20 protein-coding genes are annotated in these 24,405 nt (G+C 56.4%); 10 read left to right on the forward strand and 10 right to left on the reverse strand.

The window, feature by feature from the left end:
- Positions 1-81: 81 nt before the first annotated feature.
- Together phnD and L1047_RS02615 are read right to left on the reverse strand one after the other, a co-directional pair.
- Positions 82-1,086: a phosphate/phosphite/phosphonate ABC transporter substrate-binding protein gene (gene phnD, locus L1047_RS02610; protein ID WP_235277169.1), complete on the reverse strand. Its 1,005-nt coding sequence runs from the start codon at positions 1,084-1,086 to the stop codon at positions 82-84.
- Between the two features lie 161 nt (positions 1,087-1,247).
- Positions 1,248-1,970, reverse strand: coding sequence for a hypothetical protein (locus tag L1047_RS02615; protein WP_235277170.1), 723 nt, complete (start codon positions 1,968-1,970; stop codon positions 1,248-1,250).
- Positions 1,971-2,242: 272 nt separating this feature from the next.
- Between L1047_RS02615 and L1047_RS02620 the strand changes: the two genes are divergently transcribed.
- Positions 2,243-3,655 carry a phosphoglucomutase/phosphomannomutase family protein gene (locus L1047_RS02620; RefSeq protein WP_235277171.1) on the forward strand — a complete coding sequence of 471 codons (1,413 nt, stop codon included), beginning with the start codon at positions 2,243-2,245 and terminating at the stop codon, positions 3,653-3,655.
- 32 nt (positions 3,656-3,687) lie between these two features.
- Here L1047_RS02620 and L1047_RS02625 read toward each other — a convergent pair whose 3' ends face one another.
- Positions 3,688-4,416: an SDR family oxidoreductase gene (locus L1047_RS02625; protein WP_235277173.1), complete on the reverse strand. Its 729-nt coding sequence runs from the start codon at positions 4,414-4,416 to the stop codon at positions 3,688-3,690.
- Positions 4,417-4,594: 178 nt separating this feature from the next.
- Between L1047_RS02625 and L1047_RS02630 the strand changes: the two genes are divergently transcribed.
- Positions 4,595-4,870 carry a hypothetical protein gene (locus tag L1047_RS02630; RefSeq protein WP_235277174.1) on the forward strand — a complete coding sequence of 92 codons (276 nt, stop codon included), beginning with the start codon at positions 4,595-4,597 and terminating at the stop codon, positions 4,868-4,870.
- 1 nt (position 4,871) lies between these two features.
- Here L1047_RS02630 and psbV2 read toward each other — a convergent pair whose 3' ends face one another.
- Positions 4,872-5,429: a photosystem II cytochrome PsbV2 gene (gene psbV2, locus L1047_RS02635; RefSeq protein WP_235277176.1), complete on the reverse strand. Its 558-nt coding sequence runs from the start codon at positions 5,427-5,429 to the stop codon at positions 4,872-4,874.
- Complete coding sequence (gene psbV, locus L1047_RS02640; RefSeq protein WP_235277178.1) at positions 5,429-5,977, reverse strand: photosystem II cytochrome c-550; 549 nt, start codon at positions 5,975-5,977, stop codon at positions 5,429-5,431. Before psbV ends, psbV2 begins: the two co-directional genes overlap by 1 nt.
- A gap of 289 nt (positions 5,978-6,266) precedes the next feature.
- Between psbV and L1047_RS02645 the strand changes: the two genes are divergently transcribed.
- Positions 6,267-7,166, forward strand: coding sequence for a hypothetical protein (locus L1047_RS02645; protein ID WP_235277179.1), 900 nt, complete (start codon positions 6,267-6,269; stop codon positions 7,164-7,166).
- A 90-nt stretch (positions 7,167-7,256) separates the two neighbouring features.
- On the opposite strand, the gene L1047_RS02650 is transcribed toward L1047_RS02645, so the two are convergent.
- Positions 7,257-9,092, reverse strand: coding sequence for a M61 family metallopeptidase (locus L1047_RS02650; RefSeq protein ID WP_235277180.1), 1,836 nt, complete (start codon positions 9,090-9,092; stop codon positions 7,257-7,259).
- Positions 9,093-9,374: 282 nt separating this feature from the next.
- Here L1047_RS02650 and ntcA point away from each other — a divergent pair, with 282 nt between their 5' ends.
- Positions 9,375-10,049, forward strand: a complete 675-nt coding sequence (gene ntcA / locus L1047_RS02655; protein WP_235277181.1) for a global nitrogen regulator NtcA — start codon at positions 9,375-9,377, stop codon at positions 10,047-10,049.
- Here ntcA and L1047_RS02660 read toward each other — a convergent pair.
- Positions 10,046-10,333, reverse strand: coding sequence for a DUF6464 family protein (locus L1047_RS02660; protein ID WP_235277182.1), 288 nt, complete (start codon positions 10,331-10,333; stop codon positions 10,046-10,048). The genes ntcA and L1047_RS02660 overlap by 4 nt on opposite strands.
- 380 nt (positions 10,334-10,713) lie before the next feature.
- Here L1047_RS02660 and L1047_RS02665 point away from each other — a divergent pair, with 380 nt between their 5' ends.
- The 5 genes from L1047_RS02665 (at position 10,714) to L1047_RS02685 (ending at position 19,067) form a co-directional block, all read left to right on the forward strand.
- Complete coding sequence (locus L1047_RS02665) at positions 10,714-11,097, forward strand: response regulator transcription factor (RefSeq protein WP_235277183.1); 384 nt, start codon at positions 10,714-10,716, stop codon at positions 11,095-11,097.
- Between the two features lie 4 nt (positions 11,098-11,101).
- Positions 11,102-14,497, forward strand: coding sequence for a response regulator (locus tag L1047_RS02670; RefSeq protein ID WP_235277185.1), 3,396 nt, complete (start codon positions 11,102-11,104; stop codon positions 14,495-14,497).
- Positions 14,498-14,621: 124 nt separating this feature from the next.
- Entirely contained in the window at positions 14,622-16,817 is a 2,196-nt protein-coding gene (locus L1047_RS02675; RefSeq protein ID WP_235277187.1) for a serine/threonine-protein kinase, read from the forward strand.
- A gap of 58 nt (positions 16,818-16,875) precedes the next feature.
- Positions 16,876-18,207, forward strand: coding sequence for an NAD(P)/FAD-dependent oxidoreductase (locus L1047_RS02680; protein ID WP_235277189.1), 1,332 nt, complete (start codon positions 16,876-16,878; stop codon positions 18,205-18,207).
- A 182-nt stretch (positions 18,208-18,389) separates the two neighbouring features.
- Positions 18,390-19,067: a hypothetical protein gene (locus tag L1047_RS02685; protein ID WP_235277191.1), complete on the forward strand. Its 678-nt coding sequence runs from the start codon at positions 18,390-18,392 to the stop codon at positions 19,065-19,067.
- Between the two features lie 130 nt (positions 19,068-19,197).
- Here L1047_RS02685 and L1047_RS02690 read toward each other — a convergent pair whose 3' ends face one another.
- Complete coding sequence (locus L1047_RS02690) at positions 19,198-20,052, reverse strand: ABC transporter permease (RefSeq protein WP_235277193.1); 855 nt, start codon at positions 20,050-20,052, stop codon at positions 19,198-19,200.
- Positions 20,053-20,106: 54 nt separating this feature from the next.
- Positions 20,107-21,123: an ABC transporter ATP-binding protein gene (locus tag L1047_RS02695; protein WP_235277194.1), complete on the reverse strand. Its 1,017-nt coding sequence runs from the start codon at positions 21,121-21,123 to the stop codon at positions 20,107-20,109.
- Positions 21,124-21,222: 99 nt separating this feature from the next.
- Between L1047_RS02695 and L1047_RS02700 the strand changes: the two genes are divergently transcribed.
- On the forward strand, positions 21,223-21,816 hold the full coding sequence (locus L1047_RS02700; protein WP_235277196.1) for a pentapeptide repeat-containing protein: 594 nt from the start codon (positions 21,223-21,225) through the stop codon (positions 21,814-21,816).
- Between the two features lie 33 nt (positions 21,817-21,849).
- Here the strand turns inward: L1047_RS02700 and L1047_RS02705 are convergent, their stop codons facing one another.
- Positions 21,850-24,294 (reverse strand): glycoside hydrolase family 10 protein, encoded by a 2,445-nt coding sequence (locus L1047_RS02705; protein WP_235277197.1) that lies wholly within the window; start codon positions 24,292-24,294, stop codon positions 21,850-21,852.
- Positions 24,295-24,405: the final 111 nt, after the last annotated feature.

The following is a 24,405-nucleotide window of genomic DNA, read 5'->3' on the forward strand; positions in this document are numbered from 1 at the left end:
TCGTAGCGCTCCAAGACGAAAAAGGGATCCCCATCTGAATAGGGATCCCAAGCGACTTAGACTGAACTTAGCAATTGAGGCTTAGAGCCTGTACTCCACACCTTGCACTTCATCAATCTGGCGGATCACTTCCCAGTACTCTTTGTAGGTGATCGGAATGAATTGTTCTTCGCCACTCTTGCCGAACTCTTCTGCAAGCTTGGTTCCTTCCCACTCAAAGGTGAAGAAGGCTTCTTTCACTTTTTCCGCCAATTCCGGTTTGAGGTTGTAAACATACCCATAACCGGTGGTGGGAAAGGTTTGGGACACGTAGATAGCCCGCAGGTCATTTTTGTTCACGGCACCGCGAGCATCCATGCGGGTGAGCACCGAGTTGGCAATCGAAGCCACTTCGTAGTCGCCATTCACCACGCCCAAAATGGAGTTTTCGTGGCTGCCAGAGAACACCGCTTCAAAGTCACGGCCCTCGATCATGTCGAACTCAGCTTGCAGTAGCGCCGAGGGAGCCTTGAAACCCGAGTTAGAGGTTTGCGAAGTGAAGGCCAACTGGCGGCCACGCAGATCTTCGATAGACTGAATATCACTATCAGCCCGGACGATGATCTCCATTTCATAGCCAAAGCTGCCATCCAAGCTGGCCATCATGGCAAAGGGCACAAAACCTACCGCATTCACCGCCATGGGATTGGAACCGGTGTTAAAGCCGGTGACGTGCAAACGGCCCGCCCGCATCGCTTCCAACTGAGCCGCATTGGATTGCACACCGAAGTACTCCACGTTTTTGCCGGTCACAGCGGCCATGTGCTCAAGAAACTCACCCCAAACGTTCTCATATACAGAGGGATCCTCAACAGGGGTATAGGCGAAGATCAGAGTATCCGGGTCGATCCATTCGCTCGGATCTTCCGGGGCATCTGCCACCAAGTCGCCATCACGGTCGCAGAAACGCTCATCCATCTGCGGTGGACGGGGGCAATCTTGGGCTTGGGCATGCACCAACCCGGTCAAAGCCACTGAAACACCGGCCACGGTGGCAGCCAGGCCCACCAGCGCAGAGCGACGACCTGTCAAGAAGTTTTTCATCATAGTGTGTATTGACTCCTCAGTGAGGGCTTAATCTTTCTTCAAGGAACAGAAAGACGATAGCAACCTAGGGTTAAGTGCTTGTTAAGTTTAGGTTTAGGAATGGTGATTATCCACCCAGATCCGAGAAATTTCGGGCAGGGATCCCCTACTTGCCGACCGATTTACTCCCAGATGCGCACCCAGGTAATCGCCACCAACAATCCGCCAAAACCCACAACGCCGGCCAAAAATGCCCCAAAGTGCCCTTCAGTTTCGGGTAGTTCGTGCTTGAGCACTTGAAAGATCAAAACCCCAGCTACAAAGGCAATGCTGGCAGCTAAGGCTATCTCCGGCAAAATGGCCCTCTGCCCCATGAGCCAACCGGCAAAAAGGGATCCGATCAACAGCCAGCGCCCCCGACTGTCAAACAGATGGGGATGATGCTCGAATAGATCTTTACAGACAATGCTGAGGTGGATCGCCAAAGCGATGGTCAGCAACAGACAACTGAGCCATTCTTGTACCGTGTGTCTTAGCAGATAACCCAGAAGTACGTTGTAGAGCGCAAAGAAACTGATGTGAACAGTAAAGATCCTGGGATGCAGCCAAGCCTCTTGCTGCGAAGACTGGGCTAACCCTTCCAATCCGTACACGGTGACAATGCCCAACAACATCAGCAGATGAATGTGCTCGATCAAGTAGCCCAGTACTGGCACTTCTAGGGGCATCAGGTGTTGTTGCAGCTCGGTCATTTCCGCCAAAAAAGCCGTGAATACATAGGCTAGAGAAACCCCTCCACCCAGAGAGATCCAGTAGCGTTGCGGAATGTTTTGTAGGAGTTGCTGTAGCTGCCGGGTTAAGAAGATCACCCCAATCAACGCCAGCAGAAGGAATAGGCTGAACATCCTGGCACCACAACTTTACAGAAACTGTACCCACATCAATACGCGGAGGAACTCCCTCGCAGATGCCTTGGGCCGTCAGTTTGGGAGCGAGATCTATGAACCCTGCGAGAAACACCTCTCCCATTCCCCCTGCTCAAGCTGAGAATGTCGCAAACAGAAGCTGATAAAGCAGCAAATTTTGCCTGAGAAGGGGCTGAGAAATCTGAGAGCACCCGCTTTTTCGCTCTCCTGAACGTGCTATGAGTTGATGCGACGGGATCCGATATAGCACCATGTTCACCCCCCCCATTCGCTTCGGCACCGATGGCTGGCGAGCCGTCATTGCTGATGGTTTCACATTCGAGCGGCTGAGCATTGCTGCCCAGGCTAGTGCCCAAGTGTTGACCCGTACCTACCCCGGCGAAGGGATCGTGGTCGGGTATGACAACCGTTTTCTTTCAGAACAATTTGCGACCCATACGGCTGAGGTTGTCGCTAGCCTAGGGATCCCGGTTTACCTCTCCACTGGTGCCGCCCCCACCCCTGCGTTTAGTTGGGCGGCCAAACAACAGGGATGCCACGGCGCCTTGGTGATCACCGCCAGCCACAACCCAGCCCATTATTCTGGCCTGAAGGTAAAAGGAGGCTTTGGCGGATCTGTCCCGCCGGAGATCACCACTCAAATTGAGCAGGAGATGCAAAACCTGTCCTCCGCCAATACCCAGAAAGCCCCGATTCAAAGCTGGGATCCCTGGCCAAGCTATGTCACTCAACTGAGCCGCTTTGTGGATTTGGAAAAGCTCAAAGGCTCCCCAGCCAAGATTTGGGTGGATGCCATGTTTGGCTCTGGCTCGGGTGGCCTCACCCGTCTTTTGGGGGACACCATCACTGAACTACAAGCCTATCGGGATCCCTTATTTGGGGGCTTTGCCCCGGAGCCTTTGCCGCAGAACCTGCACAAGTCTTCTCAGATCATCGCAGCGGATCCCGCCCCCTTGAAAATGGGTCTAGTGTTTGATGGCGATGCTGACCGGATTGCGGCTATCGATGGCCAGGGGAACTTTCTCAGTCCGCAAATCCTGATCCCAATTCTGATGGATCATTTGGCAGGGCGGCGCGGATTGCGGGGCGAAATTGTGAAAACCATCAGTGGTTCCGAACTTTTCGTTAAGGTGGCAGAATACTACGGCCTGCCGATCACGGAAATGCCCGTGGGCTTTAAGTACATCGCCGAGCGCATGATGAGCACAGAGGTACTGTTGGGTGGGGAAGAATCCGGTGGTATTGGCTACTTGGGCCACATTCCCGAACGGGATGCCCTGCTCTCGGGGCTGTATTTAATCGAAGCTGTCACAGACACAGGGCAGGACCTGAGCGAGATTTACCGTACTCTGCAAGAACGAGTCGGATTCACTTCTGTGTACCGACGTCGGGATCTGCACCTCGCCGATCAAACCCAACAAACTCAGGTTCTGGAAAAACTCCATTTGGATCCCCCCCTTGAAATTTTGGGGCAGAAAGTTGTCAAACACTTCGACCAAGATGGCCACAAATTGACCTTAGCCAATAGCAGTTGGGTGATGATTCGGGGCAGCGGCACTGAACCTTTGCTACGACTCTACGCAGAAGCGCAGGATATAGAATCCGTTAACCATCTGCTTGATTGGGCCAGTGAAATCGCAAAGGGAGGTGCTCCTACGGCTTAACAGGCCGAAGCAATGGATAATCCAAAGACCGTTCAAAGAAATTGGTGACTCTCCGGCTGCAACACCACTTCACTGGGAACTGCATTGGCAGGTGCAGAGAGTGCAAACTGGATCGCCTCAGCAGCGGTGGCAGGACTTAGCATTTTGTCTCGTTGCACTTTCAAGCTAATCGGATCCCAGAAGGGGGAATCCACACCGCCAAAATAAAACAAGGTGAATCTCACCCCAAATCGCTTCAGCTCATCTGCCATACACTTGCTAAACCCGACCACTGCAAACTTAGCCGCACAGTAAGCGGAGGCCATGGCCATGGGATGACGGCCCAGAATACCAGGAAAATTGAGAATATGCCCGGATTTTTGCTCTCGCATGTGATTGGCAACCCATTGACTGGTGTAGAAGCTGCCCTTGAGATTGACTGACAACATCTGCTCTAGATCTTCGGGGGTAATCTGGGGAGCAGGCTTTAGGATCCCAGCCCCGGCTAGGTTAATCAGCACATCAATGCGCCCATGCTTTTGTACCGTTTGGGCGACCAGAGCTTCCACCTGGGCATAATCTGTTACATCCACAGGGATCCCTAGCCCAGAGGCGGCCCCAAGAGCGGCAGCCTTCTCCACCAACGCCTGTAGAGGTTCCGCCCGCCGAGCCGTCAAGACCAAATGGGATCCCGCCTGAGCTAACCGAGGCACAAGGGCACTTCCAATGCCACCCGTTGCCCCTGTGATCAAAATGACGGCTTGCGATAATGAGGATGTCACTTTACGTTTCTTAAACTCTCTTCTCCATCATACATAGGGATCCCGCGTGGATCTGGGTTAGAGGGGCTGTAACAGTTGTCAAACTCGGGAACTGGTCTGGTCAAAGGAGCACAAACTGTATCTACACAAGCCTTAGCCCATCACCGAGAGTGGGGAAAGACGCGTTTGGAACCCACCGATGCAACACCTTTTGATCCCCAGTAGCCGCCGGATCATTGCTGCCGATCTTGCTCCCCTTTCCCGTGGGCAAAAACTGGCTCGCATAGCCCACAACGCCCTGAACGCTCTGGTGGCTTGGCTGACCCCCTCAGATGAACCCCGCATTTGGCGACGACGGGATCCCTCTGGCCGTTGGGTTTGGGAAATTCGCCATGGGCAGGAGCAGCTCACCCTCAGTGAAGAGAACCACGTGCGGCAGTGGGTGGAGCGCCACTACTACCATCTCAGACGGTAGGTTAACCGGCATCGGTCGTGCTCGGCACAGCTCGGAGAGCCATCAAATCATTCGCTCCCCAGCCGGGGGCGACTTGGGCCGCTCTAAGAATAAAAGCCGCCAAGTTCTGTAGGGCCTCATCGTCCATCCAGGAAGGGGGCACCGGGCGGCAGCCATAGCTGAAATCGGAGCCATCGTAGCTGAGGGGATCCCGTTGGTACTCCACTAAGGCTTGGATCGTATCTCGGGGTGGGGTAGCTCCGCGCAAATCTTTCAGGGAAAGGGAAATATTCGGGGCTGGCAGGGTTGCACCACCCACATGACAGTTCAGGCAAGCGGACTGGAAGCGATTTTTACCGTCCGTGAGCTGTTCTGGGGTGAAGGTGAGGGTATGCCCTTCGGCATCTAGGGGCAATTCCACCGGCCCACTCACCCGCAAATACTGGTTCACGTAGGTATCGATGCGAGCCGCCACCGGCCTAGCCAATCCCAGCCACAGCAGGATAAAGATCCCGATCCACACCCAGAGGCGAGACGGGATCCCTGACTGTCTCGGCAGCTTCTGACCCAGATTGGGCATTAGAGATAGCCTGCCAAGTCGCTGTGGCTTTCGCTCTTGGTGCCCCCCCAACCGGGCAGGGTTTTTGCCTGCACCAGAATATAGCCTGCGATCAGCTTTAGATCTTCATCGCTGAGGTTACGCAGACGGGGGTACTCGCTGAGGAGCTGAGTGTTGGGGTGATACTCCAGCAGAGACTCTGTCCCGTCGTAGGTGACGGGGTTCTTGACGTAGTCGACAATGGCCAGCACATTATCACGAGGGGGGGTTGCCCCTTCCAAATCAGAGAGCTTTAGGCCCACATCCGGGTTGGGATAGGTTTGGCCGCCAATGTGGCATTGGGCGCAGGTAGAGGCGAAGAGCTTTTTGCCCCTGGCCAACTCCCGCTCGGTAAAGGTAATGGATTCGGTCGGCGACAACGCGACCGCAGGAATATCTCTGGCGGCAGCCGCGAACTTCGGAGCCAGCCCCCAGCCAAATACAGCCACCAACGCGACCAAGATCAAAGCAAGGAAGCGACGGCACGCCAGCGTGAACAAATTTTGAAAAGGAAAAGATTTGCTAAACATGGTTCTCCGTAGAGCAGTCTGAGAAGGGGAGGGGTCAACTCCGCTCCAACCACTAACCCGACAACAGGATCAAGAATAGACCATTAAGAGATCATTTGCAGACGGGATCCCCGGCCAGTTTTACAATCCGTTCCATTGGCCATTGTTGTTAAGTTTAATTACATGCTTAGGGTCGCTCCAGAGCCCATCCACGCGCAATCGCTACCCCCCTTTTTCCGAATCGGGATGCAGGTAACATAGAGCTTGGCTGCTCCAGCGCAGCCGAAATGAATTATCTGGGATTTTCTGCATGATTGCCCCCCCTTCTTCTGTCGGATTTCAGCCTCTGTCGGTGGCCTTCACCTGTGGGGATCCCAGTCGAGTACAAATGCCTATTGCGAATTTGTTGGCGGCTTTCCCCCCTTCCCCGCTGCTGAAACTGACGGATCCCGAGGCTGCAGATTTACGGGTGGAGCTGCTGCCGGATGCAATCTACCACTTTTACCGGCGGGGGGAAGATTCCGCCTTGGTAGCCTTTCGGATCCCGGTTAAAAAGCTACAGGCCTTACCCCGCAAGCTGTTGCGGCTGCTGGAGCATGTGGCCGCCTTTAGCAACTTACTGCAGCTCAGACCCCCCACCGAGGCCCTCAGCAGCGTTTTGGAAGTGGAATTTCTGCAACTGGAAACCCCAGCTAGCCGTTCTGTGGCGGCGGAGGTCAGTCCACTGGTACGCAACGAGCAGGGACAGGTGCAAATCCAGGCAGGCCGTAACCTGGCCATTGCCCTGAAAAACAATGCCCCCACCCCGGTTCACGTCTACGCCATTGCCTTGGATGAACGGCAGTACAGCGTGGATTTGGTTTACCCCTACCAGCCGGATTTGCCCGCCCGCCTGCGCCCCAGCGAGACGCTGCTGATCGGATCTGGGCCGCGCTACTTGCTGCAGATGCAACTACCGGAAGGTCTGGACATGGCGGTGGATCGCTTCAAGATTTGGGTTAGTGGGAGCAGTATGCAGCCGGGTGTGATGGTCATGCCTCCTCTCGGGCAACGGCTAGAGCCTGCTTCTGAGGATCCCTATGGGGCCGGTTCTCGGTTGGATCGAGACATCCGGCTGGCCATTCTGGGCAAATCCGGCAATACCCCCCTGCCCGCTTTTGTAGAGGATCCCTGGTGGTGCCTGGAGCAGGCGGTACAGATCGTGGCCTAGCCTCCCGATAGGAGACTAGATTGAACCAGGTTTGATATTAAATCCTTAACAAAAAAGACCTGTCACAGATCCTGAATCTGAGAACCCGACCTATAGTTTGAGGACAACCCCCAGCCACTCCTGCTGTAGCTGTTGTTGGTCGAGAGTCAGAGTGGGCAACACCTCCAAGGAATACCCATCGGGGCGAGGTGGATCCAACGGGATCCAGAAATTCTTTAGTTGCTCCGCTTGAAACACGCTCAGGCAGATGACTTGATGGGGCTGGTACGCGCGCAGACGATCTGGCAACTGGGCAGCGCTCACCTTAAATCCCTCCACTGCCAGCAGCTCATCACCTGCCCAAATCCCCACCCGCTGCGCTGGGGATCCCATATCCACCGAACTGATGCGATTCCCCTCGCCATTAAAGTTCAGGCCCAAGTACGGACTTGGGTTCGGGTGACTGAAATAGGTCTTCAGGCTCAAGCCAAAGGGCTGTAGATAGGTGTCGTAGTCAAGCTCCTGCGTCCCATCTACATAGGCTGCAAAGAACTGGCTCAGCTCTGCTCCCGCCGCTCGTTCAAACGCCTCTCGCAACTGGCCCTCGCTGTACCCATGGTCTACTTTGCCAAACCGTTGCCACAGATCCCGCAGAGCCGTATCCAGGGATCCTCTGTTACCGGAGAGCTGGCGAATGTGCAGATCCAGCAACCAACAGACCAAGGCCCCCTTTAAGTAGTAGGACACCTGGCTGTTCAGGGTATTTTCGTGGGGACGATAGAGCTTGATCCAGGTATCAAAACTGGATTCGCTCAAGGACTGCACGGCACGGCCAGGGATCCGTTGCAGCCGCGCGATCTGCTCAGAGAGGGTTTTCAAAAAAGCCGCCGGGGTGAGAATGCCCGCCCGCAGTAGGATCACGCTCTCGTAGTAGCTAGTGGCCCCTTCACAAAACCAGAGGCACTCCAGGTAATTTTCTTGGTTGTAATCAAAGCGCTCCAGAGCTAGGGGCCGTAAGCGTTTCACATTCCAGGTGTGGAAAAATTCGTGGGCCACCAACGACAAGAAGCGCTGGTATTTCTCCGGCTGATGGAACTCCAGACGCGAGTAGTTAAGGGTGGTGCTGCACTTGTGCTCGAGACCGCCAAAGCCCTCTGGCGACAAATGCACAATGAACCAGTAGCGGTCGTAGGGCAGCCCCCCGAAGAAGTTGGCCGTGGTGGTGACAATCCGCTGAGTATCCGCCACTGCTCGAGCCAAATCCAGATTCCCCTCTCCCCAAACCACAAAAGAATGCGGGATCCCTTCTACCTCAAATGTTGCCAACCGATGCAGGCCCACCTCCACCGGGCTATCGACTAGCTCGTCGTAATCCTGCGCCACAAACGACTGGCCGAGGCCGGGATCCCCTGTTGTGGGCATGAGTGAGGACAAAGGCCGCAAACTGGTGGCGATCCGCCAGTCGGGCTTGGGTGGGATCACCGTCAGGGTATGGGGTTCTTGCTCCCGCCCCGGCACATACAGAAACAAGGCCGCCCCGTTGAAATAGCCATGGGTGAGATCCAGATGATTGGTGCGTACCGTTAGCTCGTAGGCATAGACCCGATAACGGACATAGACGGTTTGGGAGCCGTTGGAAGGGGGCTGCTCGTGCAAGCGGGACGGAGTCCTAATTTGCCAAGTATTTTTGTCGATCTTGCGCCAGGGCAAGGGGATCCCCTGCTCATTCTCGGCCCGAAACTCCTGCACATGCCGGGCATATTCCCGCACCAGATAAGATCCCGGCGTCCAAACGGGCATCCGCAGCCGCAAAGGAACCTCCGGCTCCACTTCGCGCAGTTGCAGCTCCACCTCGAACAGATGATTGGCGGGCTCTGGCATCCGCACCGTGAAGTGCTGACGGCTAAGCCGAAGAGGTGCGGCAACAACTGCCTCCGAGATCACCATTGATGAGACCTTTCCAACCTGTCACGATCCCTGCCGCCCCAACGGCAATGGCTCTCATCCTAACCCCGCCTTTGGTTAAAGGATCCCCTGTAGAGAATGAACGAAACCTAAAAATGTAACCCCTGCTACAAAGATGTTCGGGCATAACCTTTTACTTTAATATGAATTCCTAAATATGACTTCCTGCCGTCGTGATGATTTCTGAGGTCAGTACGGTTGCACCCCAACCCAAGACCTCTGGGCTGGTCTTAGGTATAAACTGACCTCAAAAGGTTGATGAGTATGGCGGTGGCTGTAGCGGAAAAATCTTTGATCACAGCCTTCAAACAGTTGGGAGGACATCAATACCCACCTGTTATCGAAACGTTTGAGCGGGGTAAAACGATCTTTTTCCCAGGGGATCCCGCAGAACGGGTTTACTTCCTGGCAAAAGGGGCCGTTAAACTCTCGCGGGTTTACGAGATGGGGGAAGAAATCACCGTCGCCCTTCTGCGAGAAAACAGCATTTTTGGAGTGCTCTCCTTTATCACGGGGCAGCGCTCCGATCGCTTCTATCACTCGGTGGCCTTTACTCCTGCCGAATTGCTCTCGCTGCCGATCGAACAGGTGGAAAAATCTTTGCGGGAGAATGCTGAGCTTTCTATGCTGTTGCTCAAGAGCTTATCTTCGCGCATTCTGCAAACGGAGATGATGATCGAGACACTGGCTCACCGTGATATGGGATCCCGTCTGGTCAGCTTTTTGTTGATCCTGTGTCGTGATTTTGGTGTGCCCAGCCCGGATGGAGTCACAATCGATCTCAGGCTGTCTCACCAGGCGATCGCGGAAGCAATTGGCTCTACTCGTGTGACGATTACCCGTCTTCTAGGGGAGCTACGCAAGAAAAAATATATCTCGATCCATAAGAAGAAGATTACTGTACATGATCCCATGCAATTGGGCCACCGTTTTGCCTAAAAAATTGGCTTGTAGTGAGCGCATCCCTGACAAGGCCCTAGGGGATTAACCGCACAACGCAGCAGCGGCGATCGAGCATTGAATTGGCAAGAGGGATCCCCGAGAATGCTCCCGTCTTCTGTGGGTGGGGTTACGGCGCGAACCACAGCCCGGATCCCAGAGAGGCTATATTTTCCCTGGCGCAACTGATAGGAATGGCGTTTTTCCAACACCAAGTAGTACTGCTCTGCCAGCTGAATATAGGTGCCTGGATGAGGGTTGATCTGCCAAGGAGATTCTTCCACAACCTCTCCCGAATCCGCATCAATCCACTGAATAGGCAGAGTCTGGTTTACAGAAGACATAAGGTGTGGAAAGGGTCAGCTTGGGGCAGCAGAGCACAGGGATGCAGCTTGGCTCACACGATTACAGTCTTTTCTGACTTCACGCAGGCTCTTGAGCTAAGCAAAAAACCTTGTGGAGCAAGGGATTGACCTGAATCTGCTGTATCAGATAACGCTGGAAAAAGCTGTAACTCACATTAGTGTAGTGGATTTTCTCTGGCTGGAGATGGGTAACAGGAAGGGCAAGCCTAGGTTAAAAGATTCTGGCATCTGGTCAAGATATACCCCATCTGCGCAACGGGATCCCTACAATGACGGACAGTTCCCCCTGCTGCCGATCCATGTCTGAGAAGATCTTGATTGTTGACGATGAGCCTCACATTCGTCTGCTGCTGGAACAGACTTTGGAGGAATTGGAAGCGGAAGGAGTGGAGTTGATCCTGGCAGCCAATGGAGAGGAAGCGCTGGAGTTGATCCGTACAGAGCGGCCCCAGATCGTGTTTTTGGATGTGATGATGCCCCGTTTGAACGGCTTTGATGTCTGCCAACAGGTGAAACAGGATCCCGAGCTTCAGCACACCACTATCGTCATGCTCACAGCCAAAGGACAGGAATTTGACAAGCAACGGGGACAAGAAGTAGGGGCGGATCTCTACATCACCAAACCCTTCGACCCGGATGTGCTGACGGCCAAAGCGGCGGAATTGTTGGGCTTACGGAGGTAGGTGAATGTTTGGCTGGTTACGCTCCCGGATTGGGCTACGGATCTCGTTGGTGGTGACGGTGGTATCTTCTGCCTCCGTGCTGGCCTTAATTCAAATTTCTTCGAAACGCATTCAGGAGCTGGGGGAATTTGCCGCCTCCGAAAACGAAGCCACCATTCGCGCTCAGGTGGATGCTGCCCTGACTCGCATTACCGAAGAGCAAGCCGCCCATTACAACGCCATTTTTGCTCAGGTGGGGGCTGCCGCCAGCCTGATCGCTCAGCAGGCGGCTGTGTACCTTGAGGAGCAAACCTTCTACGGACAACAAAATTACAACCCCCAAGAAACCCTTACCCTCTACCCCAACCGACGCTGGATCAACGCCGCTGCAGATCCGGTTTCTGTTTTTTTCTCGGCTGCGGATGAGATTCCCCCTGAGATTACCCAGGAGCTCAACGCCATTTCCCATTTGGATCCGCTGTTGCGGGCCTTGAAAGAGAGCCAATCCAGTATTGTGGCCAGTTGGCTGATTTTGGAATCTTCTTCTACCCGCTACTATCCCAATACTTTCTTCGCGCCGGAGTTGCCCCCCCTATCCGAGTTTGATGAGCGGGTTGAGGGCACCTATTACACCATCGTTCGTCCCGAAAATAATCCCAGTGGCGCGGTGCGCTGGACAGAGGTGTACGAAGATACAGCCGGTCAAGGATTGCTTACCTCGGCGGTGGCTCCGATTCGCGATGTCCAGGGGGAGTTTTTGGGGGTGGCGGGTATCGATCTTAGCCTGGGTACGATTGTGGGGGAAATTTTGCAGGCTCAGGTGTTGGGCGGCAACAACGGGACTTCTATCCATGCCGGCTCAGAGGAGTTTGCCTTTTTGTTGGATGAACAGGGGCAGATCATCGCCTTTCCGGAAGCCTATTCCCAGTTGTTTGGGTTGGTCAGTCCGGGATCCCGGCAGTTAGAAATTGGGCAGCTGCTGAATACCAGCCTACTGGAATCCGAACAACCCCAGGTGGTGGAGCTAGCCCAAGAGATGATGACTGGGGATCCCTTGTTGCGGGATCTGGAATTGCCACAGGGGCGCTATCGAGTTGCGGTTCGTCCGGTGGAGTATCCCGACTGGAGCCTGGGGGTGGTGGTGCCGCAGGAGCAGATCCTCTCTTCAGTTCAGCAAACGCGGCAGGCTGTCGGAGCGACTGTCGAGCAGGTGAACCAGCAGTTGATCATCGTTTGGTTAGCTCTGTTGGGAGGCGGGATCCTCTTCATTTTGGTCTTTTTGCTGCGGGATCTGATCAACCCATTGCAGCAGTTGGCGGCAGCAGCAGCGCAGGTGGAAGAGGGGCAATGGCAAGAAATGCCGCGGGTCAACCGCACCGACGAGATCGGGCTGTTATCTCAGGCTTTCCAGAACATGATCCAACGCCTCAAGCGATATACAGAACGCTTGCAGGAGAGCAACCGAGCCTTAGAGCAGGGGGTGGAACAACGGACAGCCCAGTTGGCTCAGGCGGTGAACGAGCTGCAAGATACCCTCGCCTATCTGGATGCTCTGATCGAAAACATTGCTGACGGGCTGTTGGTGACGGATCCGACGGGTAGGATTTTACGGGTGAATCCGGCCCTGCTGACCCTGTTTGGCTTGAGCCTCGACGGGTCTGCTTGGCTGGCTTTGCCGGTGGTGCAAGTGTTTAACGCCGATGTGGTGGCTTTGGCCGAACACTCTCTGCTGGATCCCACAAAACCCATATCGGCAGAGATAAGGCTGGCCAACCAACGGGTGGGCAAAGCTGTAGCCGCCGCCATTCAACGCCCGCAAAACGGGAGCCTGGCCTGTTTGGGGTGTGTGATGCTGATCCGCGACATCACCAGCGAGAAGCACATCGACCAAATGAAAACGGATTTCATCTCAACCGTGAGCCACGAGCTGCGTACCCCGCTCACGTCGGTGCTGGGGTTTGCCAAGCTGATCCAAAAGCGCCTAGAAGAGGTGATCTTTCCCGCCTTGGCTCCGGAACAAGCCTCTGACCCGACAGCAGAGCGAAAGCTGAAACGAGCCGTCAGCCAGGTGAGTGACAACCTCGGCATTATTCTCTCGGAAGGGGAACGCCTTACAGCCCTGATCAACGATGTGCTGGATGTGGCCAAGATGGAGGCTGGTCAAATCGAATGGCACATGCAACCCTTAGCCCTGGAGGGGATCCTAGAGCGGGCAATTGGCACCATCACCCCCCTGGCAGAACAAAAAGGCTTGCCCATCCTGAAAGAGGTGGATCCCCAGTTGCCCAAGGTCTATGGGGATCCGGATCGGCTGGTGCAGGTGCTGATCAACTTGCTCTCCAATGCCCTCAAGTTCACCGAGCAGGGATCCATTACCTGTCGGGCTAGGGCTTTACCCGCTGACCCTCCAGGGCGCCCGGAGGACAAACAGGTGGAGATCGCCATCATCGACACCGGCATCGGCATTGCCACCGCAGATCAAGAGCGTATTTTCGATAAATTCAAGCAGGCGGGAGATACCCTCACCGACCGTCCTCAGGGTACAGGCTTGGGCCTGCCGATTAGCAAACAAATTGTCGAGCACCACGGCGGCAAAATTAGGGTAGAGAGCACCTTAGGCCAGGGCAGCCGCTTTATTTTCACCCTACCCTGCTGGACAGACTCAGGGAGCGCCTCCGCCGGCGGAGTTGATTTGCAGGGCCTTGTGCGCCAACTGCGAGATCATGTGGCCTCCACCCCTGAGCTGACCCCAGCAGAGGGTGAGGCTGGATCTGGCTCACAGGGATCCCAAACCGTTCTGGTGGTGGACGATGAGCAGCACCTGCGGCATTTACTCAAAGAGAACCTAGAATCTGAAGGCTACCGGGTGATCGAGGCCCAAGACGGCGTCGAAGCAATCGCCCAAGCGCGGTTGCACCACCCGGATCTGATCCTGTTGGATGTGATGATGCCAGAGATGGGCGGCTTTGATGTGGCCGCTGTCTTGAAAAGCAACCCGGATACGGTCGAAATTCCGATCGTGATCCTTTCAATAGTGGAAGATCGGGAGCGAGGCTATCGGTTGGGCATCGACCGTTACTTCACCAAACCCATTGATATGGAGGCGCTGTTGGAGTCGATCCACGCTTTGATCGCGCAGCGAACCTCCCGCCGTAAGGTACTGGTGATTGACGAACATTTGCCTACCGTGCGTCTGTTGATGGAGGCTTTACAAAGCCGTGGCTACCAAGTTTCCGAAGCTAGCGACGGGCAAGAGGGCATTCAAAAGGCAGTTGCCGATCAGCCGGACATGATCATCGTCAATACCCTGCTAGCCCGTGAACAGGGGATCATCAAAACCCTGCGCTTTGAGAAAGGCTTGGAAAATGTCTACTTCATTTTGCTGGCGGAGGAGCCAACTGCACAAGATGCTCCAGGATAGTCTACTGTAGAGCCGTAAACCCCTTGCCGCTGTGCCCATTTTCTCGGATCCGCCCCTGTGGCATGATTAGTCTGACGGAGCCGTATCCTCCCTGGGGATGGGGCCACATTCGACTGGAGTTCTTATGGAGGGACAAACCCTCGGTGGCCGCTATCGGCTGAACCAAAAGCTGGGATCCGGCGGCTTCGGGCAAACCTATCTGGCCCAAGATAGCCATCGCCCCGGACAGCCCTGGGTGGTGGTGAAGCATCTCCAGCCCCGTTCTAGCGATCCGGAAGCCCTGGCGGTAGCCCGGCGCCTGTTTCAGCGGGAAGCTGAGATCCTCGAACAGTTGGGATCCCATGATCGCATCCCCCGCCTGCTGGCCTACTTTGAGGAGGGGGCGGAGTTTTACCTGGTGGAGGAGTGGATCGAGGGAGAAACCCTGGAGCAAGCCTTACAGAACGGATCCCCTTGGCCAGAAGCCGAGGTGCGGGCGCTGCTGGAGGATGTTTTGCAAACTTTGGCTTTTGTGCACCAGCAGGGGGTGATCCACCGCGATCTCAAGCCCACCAACCTGATCCGCCGACAGACGGATGGGCAACTGGTTCTGATCGACTTTGGCGCTGTCAAGCAAATAACCCTAAGCCCTCTGGCCCAAACTGAACCTGCTCAGGGTTCTAGCGACTACACCATCGGCATCGGATCCCCTGGCTATATACCCAGCGAGCAGTTGGGGGGAAATCCGCGCTTGAGCAGTGATCTCTATGCTTTGGGGTTGATCGCGTTGCAAGCCCTGTCTGGAATCCCACCCCAGAAGGTCTTTCACGATCCCTTGACCGGCGAACTGCGCTGGCACGATCTGGCCTCGACCAGTGCCCCGTTCACCGCCTTTCTGGATCGCATGGTCTGTTACGACTGGCGGCAACGGTTCCCTTCGGCGGTAGAAGCTCTCGAAGCGCTACAGGCTTTGCCAGAATTGGTTCTCTCCACCGCCAACACCGAAATATTGCCCAATCCTGCTCCGGTGGCTTGGGATTCCTTGCAGGAACCGACCACCCCACCACGTTCTCGACCCTCTTTGCGGGCGCGGCTTCAGGTTCCACCCGCATGGTTGGGGGGAGTCCTGGCAGCCTCAGGGGTGCTCGCGTTGGGAGGGCTATGGCAGATCCGGTCAGGCTTTGGCTCTTTCCCCGTCCTAAATCTGCAAACCTCTCCAGAGCAGGAAGCTTCTACCCTCAGTTCAGTTGCCTCTGGGGATCCCTCGCTTCGGATCCCTTCCCCTGCTTCGAATCCCGTGGCTTTGAACCCAGTGCGTTGGGCCAAGGCTCTACGGTTACAAGCCACCCTAGAGGGGCCCGCTGCCATTACCGCTCTGGCCATTAGCCCGGATGGAACCCTACTCGCCTCCGGGGGTGATGACGGCCTGGTTAAACTCTGGGATCCGCCTACAGGAGAGCGCCTAGAGACCTTAGTGGGCCACGAGGGGTCGGTTGAAACTCTGGCCATCAGCCCGGATGGGACTTTCTTGGCGAGTGCAGGGGCGGATCGAACCGTGCGCCTTTGGGATTTGGACACCCTGAACGAGCGGCTGCAATTGCAGGGGCACACAGAGTTGATCAACAGTGTTGCCATCAGCCCAGATAGTCGCTGGATCGCTAGTGGCAGTGCCGACCGCACCATCCGCCTTTGGCAGGCCGACAGTGGCCAGTTGTTCCGCACCATCGATGCCACTGCCCATGAGAGTGAGGCAGAAACCGGCGTCACTTCAGTGACCTTTGGCCCGGGCCGTACCCCACCCACCCGTGTGGCTAGCCTCAGTGAGGCCGGCGAAGAAGGGATCCCGTCGGCCTCCCTGCCTCTACTGCTGGCGGTTGCCAATGCCGATCCCACCATCCATCTCTGGGATCCGAACAGTGGAGAGTTGCTAGAAACCCTAGAGGCCGACTACCCCGTCGAGCAGGTGCTCTTCAGTCAAGATGGCCGCTATTTGTTCAGTGGCAGCGCCAACGGCATCTCGATCTGGAACCTGGACAGCGGGGCCCTCGAACGCACCCTACCGCAAAATTTCGCCAGCCTGGCCACCCTCACCCTTAGCCCCGATGGTCGCCTGCTCGCCAGTGGCACCGATCACCGCGCCCAAGAGATCAAACTTTGGGATCGGCGCACGGGAGAACTGTTGCGTACCCTGAGCGGCCATACTTGGACGGTGAGTGCTCTCCTCTTTAGCCCCGATGGACAAACCCTCTACAGTGGCAGCGTTGATGGCTCGATTCGGATTTGGGAGCCAGAGTTGGAGCCAGATGTCTCGGTTGAACCCAGCAACGCGGATCAGCCGTGATGGGATCCAGCCAGACAAAACAAGTTCGATCTCAACACAAGGGGGATCCCGGTAGGGCATGGGCAAAGTGGTGATCATCGGTGCCGGGTTGGCGGGCCTTACCTGTGGCAAGGTGCTGAAACAGAGGGGTTGGAGGGATGTGCTGTTGCTGGAGAAAAGTGACGGCCCTGGCGGACGGGTACGAACCGATGTGGTAGAGGGGTTTCGGCTGGATCGGGGCTTTCAGGTGTTGTTCACCGCCTACCCAGGGGTGCAACGGCACTTCAATCTGCAAGATCTGAACCTGCGTCACTACCGGCCAGGGGCTGTCTTGGCCCAGCCTGGCAAGGCTTTTTTGTTGGGGGATCCCTTGCGGGATATCTCCAGTGGGATCCCGTCTTTGCTCAATCCGCTGGCAACACCGCTGGATAAGTTTAAAATCCTGCAACTGCGGGCTCAACTGGCCCAACGTACCCCAGAGCAAGTTTTCCAGGCAGGCTTGGGGGGGCCAGATACCTCGATCCAGGCGTTTCTTGAGCACTACGGTTTTTCCAAAGCGATCTGTAGCCATTTTTTTGCCCCGTTTTACCGGGGGATTCTCTTGGATCCCGACCTGAGCAGTAGCGCCCGCCTCTTCGCGTTCTATTTCAAGATGATGGCCGAAGGATCCATCGTTACCCCCGCCCTAGGTATGGGTGCAATAGCGCGACAACTGGCCCGCCACCTTCCCCCTGAGCAAATTCGCTACCACACGGAGGTAAAGCAGATTCTGGTGGAGCAGGGGCAAGTGCGCGGGATCCGCACCTACGACGGGGAAGAAATTGCCGCCGACTGGGTGATCTGTGCCACCGATGCCTGCCAAGCTCGGATCTGGCAACAAACCCTTCTCAAGGATCTATCGGATCATTCGGCTCATGGGTTGGAGCAGACACTTGTTCCCATTCCCACCCAAGCTCGTTCTGTAACCTGCCTGTATTGCAGTGCCCCTTTTTCCCTCACCCGTGGCGGCTACCTTCACCTCAACGCCAGTGGTCGGGGATGGCTCAACCACTGGGTGCAACTGACCCACATCAGCTCGGAGTTGGCCCCCGCCGGTCAACACCTTTATTCTTTGGTGCTGCTGGGGGATCCACCCCTGAGCGATGCAGATTTGGCTCAAATCTGTCGAGCAGAATTGCGTGCCTACTTCCCCAAGGCCCCGTTGGAACAATTGCAGGTGTTGCGGGTGTATCGGATCCCCTTTGCCCAGTTTGGGCAGCCGCCGGGGTTTCAGGAACACTTGCCCGCAACTGACAGTGGCATCCAGGGTCTGCTTTGGGCCGGAGAATACACCCACCAAAGCAGCATCGAGGGATCCCTGCGCAGCGGCGAACAGGCAGCTGAGTGGGTTTTGCAGGCTGGACGGGCTTGAAATAGAAGACTTCTCAGCAAGAGAGAATGGCCCCGACCCAGCTTTGCCCCAGGTGAATTCATACCTGTCGATAGGGGAGGGGCCTGTTTCCATAGGTCAATTCACAGACAATCCACAGAAATGAGAAGAGGTTCCCGTGATATGAAAAGGGTGGACCTGTTCCTCGCGAGGATCCCTCTGCCATGCAAACTGCCACGCTTAGCCCGATCCCGCTCCTGCAGCGGTCGCTTCAACTGCTCAACCCCATCTATACCCCTCTGCTGATTCTGGCCTCCCCCAGTTTTTTCATCCCGATTATTGGGGAACTTGTTCCCATTGTGGGGGGATTGCTCAATCTGGCCTATGTGGTGGTCGGTGCGCCCATCCTAGGTGGAGCAGCCCTTGTACTGGTGGATCAGCACCTGAAGCAACAATCTCCCGTGCTGGGAAATAGCCTCGATCAGGCGATCTCCAAAGCAGTGCCTTTGGTGTTGGGCAGTGTTCTGCTGTTGTTGATTGTCTTCGGGGGTTCGCTACTGCTGGTGATCCCTGGCATTTATTTGGGGGTCAGGCTGGCTTTTCTAATTTGTGCCATCGCCTTAGAAGGCCAAGGGGCAACGGAAGGATTGGGCTACAGCTGGAACTTGGTGAAAGGTCGCTGGTGGGGGGTATTTTGGGCCTTTTTGGCTCTGGGCCTCATTTTTGGCATCCCGATCCTGATTTTGTCGTTGATTGTGGGGGGAATTGCGGCTGCCCTGAACTTTGGGCTGTTGGTGGCTGTGGTCGTGGGGGCTGTCACCACGGCGATTGTGCCCATCCTTAACATCTTTACGGTGCTCTTGTTCCGCTCTTTGCAGGATATGCAAGGACAAGCCGCCTAGCTCTATTCACACTCTAGAATCCTAGAAACGGGATCCCAAGCCTGCGATTTGAGGTGGGATCCCATTTCTGTAGATCGGATCCAAGTGGATCTGTGGATCTAATGGATCTAAGTGGATCTAATCCAGTGGGTCAAGCCAAGCCCCTGCGCAACACCCGCTGCACCAGCATCACCGACACCACCACAAATCCGGCCAGTAGACCCAGGGATCCCGCTAGAGTGAGATCTCCCCAAGGGGCCTGTAGGACGACATCACCAAAGCTCCAGTCATTGCTGCGATAAAGATGGCGAATTGGTTCGATGGCAAAGGTGAGGGGATTGAGGCTAGCTACCCAACGCAACCAAGGGGGCATAAAACTCAAGGGAGCCAAGGCGGTACTGGAGAAAATCAGGGGCAAATTCAGCAAAAAGATCAGGGCCAACAGTTGCTGATGCCCCGGCATGGCAAAGGCCAAACCCAAGCTCAGGGCCGTAAAACCCAATACCAGCAAGCCGACAATCAGGGCCACCACCGCCAGCCCCGGCCCATTCGGGATGCCGGCGCCAAAGGCATAATCGGCCCCCACAATCACCGCCGTTTGCACCAAGGCCAAGCTGACAATGAACAGGCTAGAGGCTAAGACGATCGAGAAACGGGAGGTGAGGGGAGCCACCAACAGCCGATTTAAAAAGCCAAATTCCCGATCAAAAATCACCGGCACTCCCGCATTCAAGGCTCCACCAAAAGCCGTGAACACAATCACCCCCGCCCCCAAAAACTGGGTGTAGTTTTGCCCCGCCCCGAAAATGCCCGCAGGCGCATTCTGAAACAAAGCGCCAAACAAAATTAGCCACAGCAACGGCTGAATAATCCCGACCAAAAGAGTGGTGGGTCGGCGCTTCAGTTGAATAAACCAGCGGCGGGTAAGGGCAAAGGTCTCCTGCCAAAAGTTGGCGGTAAAGAATGGGATCCGGCTGGGTTGAACCTGGGAAGCAGTAGAAGTCATACGAAAGCTCCTGCAAAGTTGTCAATATCGTTGGGAGATGCGGTTATTTTTTGGTTACTTTTTCTGTTTGCCAGGGTTGGCTTCGGCGGCGGCTAGCTCGGCATCCAGAAGGGTTTGGCCGGTTGCTGCCAAGTACACATCATCCAGGCTGGGGCGGGATTGGGCGCTGCTGAACAGCTCTAGCCCGTGGGTTTGCAAATGGCTGCGAATTTGACCCAAGGGATCCGCCTCCCCATGGCTCTGCACCACCAGGTTCAAGGCATTGCCCTGGGCACTGTTGATCAACACCTGCTGTACAAAGGGCAGGGATCCCAACAACTCGGCCCCCCGTTCGGCCAGCTCCTTGGGGGCAAATTCCTGCAGCTTGAGGGTGATGCGCTCTCCCCCCACCCGTGCTTTCAACTCCTCGGGGGTGCCTTCGGCGATCACGCTGCCCCGGTCGATAATGGCCACCCGATCCGCCAGCAGGTCGATCTCCTCCAGGTAGTGGCTGCTAAGCAGCACCGTGATGCCCATACCCTTCAGTTGGCGCAAGAAGTCCCAGATGACCAGTCGGCTCTGGATATCCAGGCCCACCGTCGGCTCATCCAACACCAGCACCTGCGGTCGATGCAGTAAACCTGCCGCCAGATCCAGCCGTTTGCGCAACCCCCCAGAATAGGTGCCGATGCGCTCCTCCGCCCGATCCGTCAGGCCCAACAACTGCAACACTGTGGCGATCCGCTTTTGGGCTAAGGGGCGGGGCATGTGGTAGATATCCGCTTGGAGCTGCAACAGCTCTCTGCCCGTCAGCACCTTATCCAAGGCCACTTCCTGGGCGACAAATCCCAATTTTTCTCGAACCGCTTTGGGATTCTGCTGCACTGGGATCCCGCACACCTCCACCTGGCCGGCATCCGGGCGTAGAAGGGTACAAATGCAGTGCAGGGTAGTGGTTTTGCCCGCCCCGTTGGGGCCGAGAACGCCGTAGATTTGACCGGGTTCCACCTGGAAAGACACCTCCGCCACGGCCAGCGTGGATCCGTAGCGTTTTTGTAGCCGTTGTACCGAGACCGCAGGAGTATCTGACATAGGTATCCACGTTTTGCTTCCTCTAGGCTATCAAGCCTGTTGAGAAGACGAGGGGTCGAGATTGCCCCCAGTTCTTGCTCCATTTCCGCTGGAGGGGAGGTGCGATTTTCCAACGGGGCTCTACACTTGGGGATGTGGGGGTGGGCGGACAAGATGAAACAGGTGGCCACTGTCGGAGAGCTGCTAGAACGGTATGCGGCAGGCCAACGGGATTTTGATGGCATCGATCTATCGCGTGGGGATCTGCGGTCGGCCCGCCTTTGGCATGTGCGGTTGCGGCAAGCCTTGCTTTGTCGGGCCAGATTGGCCCAGGCCAGCCTGATGGGGGGAGATCTCAGTTTGGCCGACTTGAAATTCGGAGATCTGCGCCAAACCCAACTGCATGCAGCCCAACTGGTGGGGGCGGATCTGCGCTTTGCAGATTTACGGGGATCCCGGCTGTGGAGGACCTGTTTGCGGGGGGCCAATTTGCGGGGATCTCGCCTTGAGGAAGCGCTGTTACAGGGAACGGTTTTGCAAGGGGCGGATCTGCGGGGCGCAGATTTGCGCCACGTCAATTTGCGCTTCACGGATCTGGGGGGGGCCTTTTTTGACCAGCGCACCCGTTTCCCGCCGGATTTTGATCCCTATTGGGCCGGTATGCAGCTGTCCATTCCCACAACACCCGCTGGGGATCCCCTTTCAATCGGGTGAGGGCAGCGGGCAGGGCCAAGGCGAGTCGCACGCCTAACCCTGTAAGGGAGTGGCGGCTGAAGTTCTCAGCAGCGTTTGTTCCCCGTAGCGCAACATCATTTCCAAGGCCGTGAGACGGTTGCCCCAAATCCTGACTCGGTAGGGGTTTTGCAAGGATTCCGCCCGCATCCAGGCGCTCAAGTTTTCGCTCATGCGGCTGAGCTGCGTGCGAGCCTCAGCCAGAACTTCAAGGTTGGGATCCGCCACCAAAGCGGCCAGGGATCCCTCCACCCGTTCGATCTGTTCCATCCATTGGCTGCGTTCCGGTTCCAAAAGCCGCAGTTGCCCTTGCTCACTCAAAAACATCCACTCCTGCCGCAGGCTTTGAAAGCGATCCTGAACGGTTCCAAAGGGATCCCGATGGGGAATGCGAGTGGAGGCAATGGCCGAGCGGCTGAGGATTTCTTCCAACTCAGGCGTAAACTGGCGCACCGCAAACAGGGCAAACCCCCCGGTGGGCAGATCTCGCACCACCTGCATTTGATCCAAAAATTCCACCGCGGGCAGGTTCAATAAGTTGAGGCTGGGCAAAAACAGTGCCGAGGAGCGGCTGACGATTTCCAGGTTCGGTTGCACCAGTTGGGCCAAACGCCGCGTATTGCCCGCATAGGTGAGGGGGATCAACAAATCTAGCTCCCCCGCTTGGATCCACTCTTCCCAATCCTGTTGCAGCTTTTGTAGCCGCTCGTTTTGGGGCAGGGCATAGACGGCTGCCGAAAGGATCACTCGGGGGTTAAGGGAGCGGGCGGTACGGGCAATGGACTCCACCACTTCGTTGACTTGCTGAGTGCGGTAGCGGGTCCACAACTGCCAGAGGGAGCGATCCAATAGGGGATCCAACTCCAGCGGATCGACACCGGAAAGCTGCTGAAACCCTTGTCGAGCTGCCCGGCCAAAACCAAACACATTGCGGCTGGGGGCATTTTGAAAGGGATAGCGAATGTAGTCCAGATGGATGCCGTCAACACGGTAATCCTGCACCAGTTCACGGGTGAGGGCGAGCAGATAGGCACGCACCTGCGGGTTGGCCGGATCCAGCCAGGTTTCCGGCTGCCCACGCGGGAAGAGGTTACCCCGGTCGTCCTTATTGGCCCAGTCGGGATGAGCCGTGAGCACCGGGCCGATGTAGTCCTGGGGTAGGTTAATCTCCGGCAGGATGTTGTGCCGAATGTTACCCACCGCAAAGATCCAAATCCAAGCGTGCAACTCCATGCCGCGCTCATGGGCCAGGCGCACGGCTGCTCGCAAGGGATCCCAACCCCGGGTGAGGGGATTTTGTTGGGGGGCAACTCGACTGGGATGAATGGCAAACCCAGCATTCATCGTCTCGAAAAAGACGGTGTTGATGCCGGATTGCGCCAGCCGGTCGAAAATCTGCGCCAACCCCGTTTCGGAGCGGGACTCGACAATGGTGCCCCGATCCAGCCAAATCGCTCGTACCTCCGGCAAGGCAGTCAGTCGATCCACCGGGTAGTTGGCCCACAGATCGGCCCGCGCCTGTTCAAACGCCTGCCGTGCTTGCGTATATTGCCCCGCCTCCACCCAGACCGGCAGTTGTCGCAGGACATCGCGGGCTCGCGCCAAAATGGGCTCGTACTCTGTGGCACCTGATCCGCCTTGGGTGGCCTGGGTGAGCAGCAGGGATCCCTCCACTCGCCCCAATAACCCCCCCAATTCTTGCCGCATGGCCAGTAGCTCGAAGGTGTTAATCGGCAGAGGGGGTGGAGCAACAGGCAGATCTGTTAGGGCGGCGGATCCCCCTTGGGCGCGTCTGAGAGCCGCTTGTAGCCACTGCTGATCCAACTGGGCCGTCTCATCGGGAAATTCTCCCCAGCGCCAACCCAGGTACACACTTTGACGGCTGGCAATCACTGCATAGGCATCTCCCCCTACCCCTTCCCAAACGGCGGTGAGACGGCTTTCGGTGCTGGTGGGCAATAGGGATCCCCCCGCGATGGCATCATTGGCCGTAACCCCGCGCGCCCATTCCCCGGCAAACCCCGTGAGGCGCACCGGGCTGGCGAGCGGGATATCGCCACTCCAGTAGGCCCCAATTAAGTTACGCAAGGGATCCCGAGCCTCAGGGGGAATTTCCAACGGGCCGCTAATGATCAGTTGTCCCCCATCCCGTTGCATCCACTCACTCAGGGCCGTGGCCTGAGCAGGCGTGAGGCGGTTCACATTCGGCAAAAAGACCGTGTTGCGCCCCTGCAAACCCACCGGGCTGAGCTGGTCGATCACCTGGTAAGTCAGGCCGCTGCGCTGCAGTTGCCGCTCGATATTGACCCAGTTTTGCCCCGGTAGCCGAACCACCGCCAGATGAGCACCTTGGCCATGAGCAACTGGGGATCCCATCCAAACCAGCAAACTCACCCAGAGGAAGCCAAGGCAAATCCACAGGGGCCTTAGGGTCACTGCCCAGAAGCGCCGCCCAGGCATGGGGTTGACCGCTATCCTAGACCAGCCTATTTTCAGCATCAGATCCCTCTTTGAAGCATAGTTGAAGCGTGTTCGCCAGAGTGAGGGGCGGTCGGAGCTGCACCCGCTCAA

This window comes from Synechococcus sp. Nb3U1 (genome assembly GCF_021533835.1).
Classification (GTDB): domain Bacteria; phylum Cyanobacteriota; class Cyanobacteriia; order Thermostichales; family Thermostichaceae; genus Thermostichus.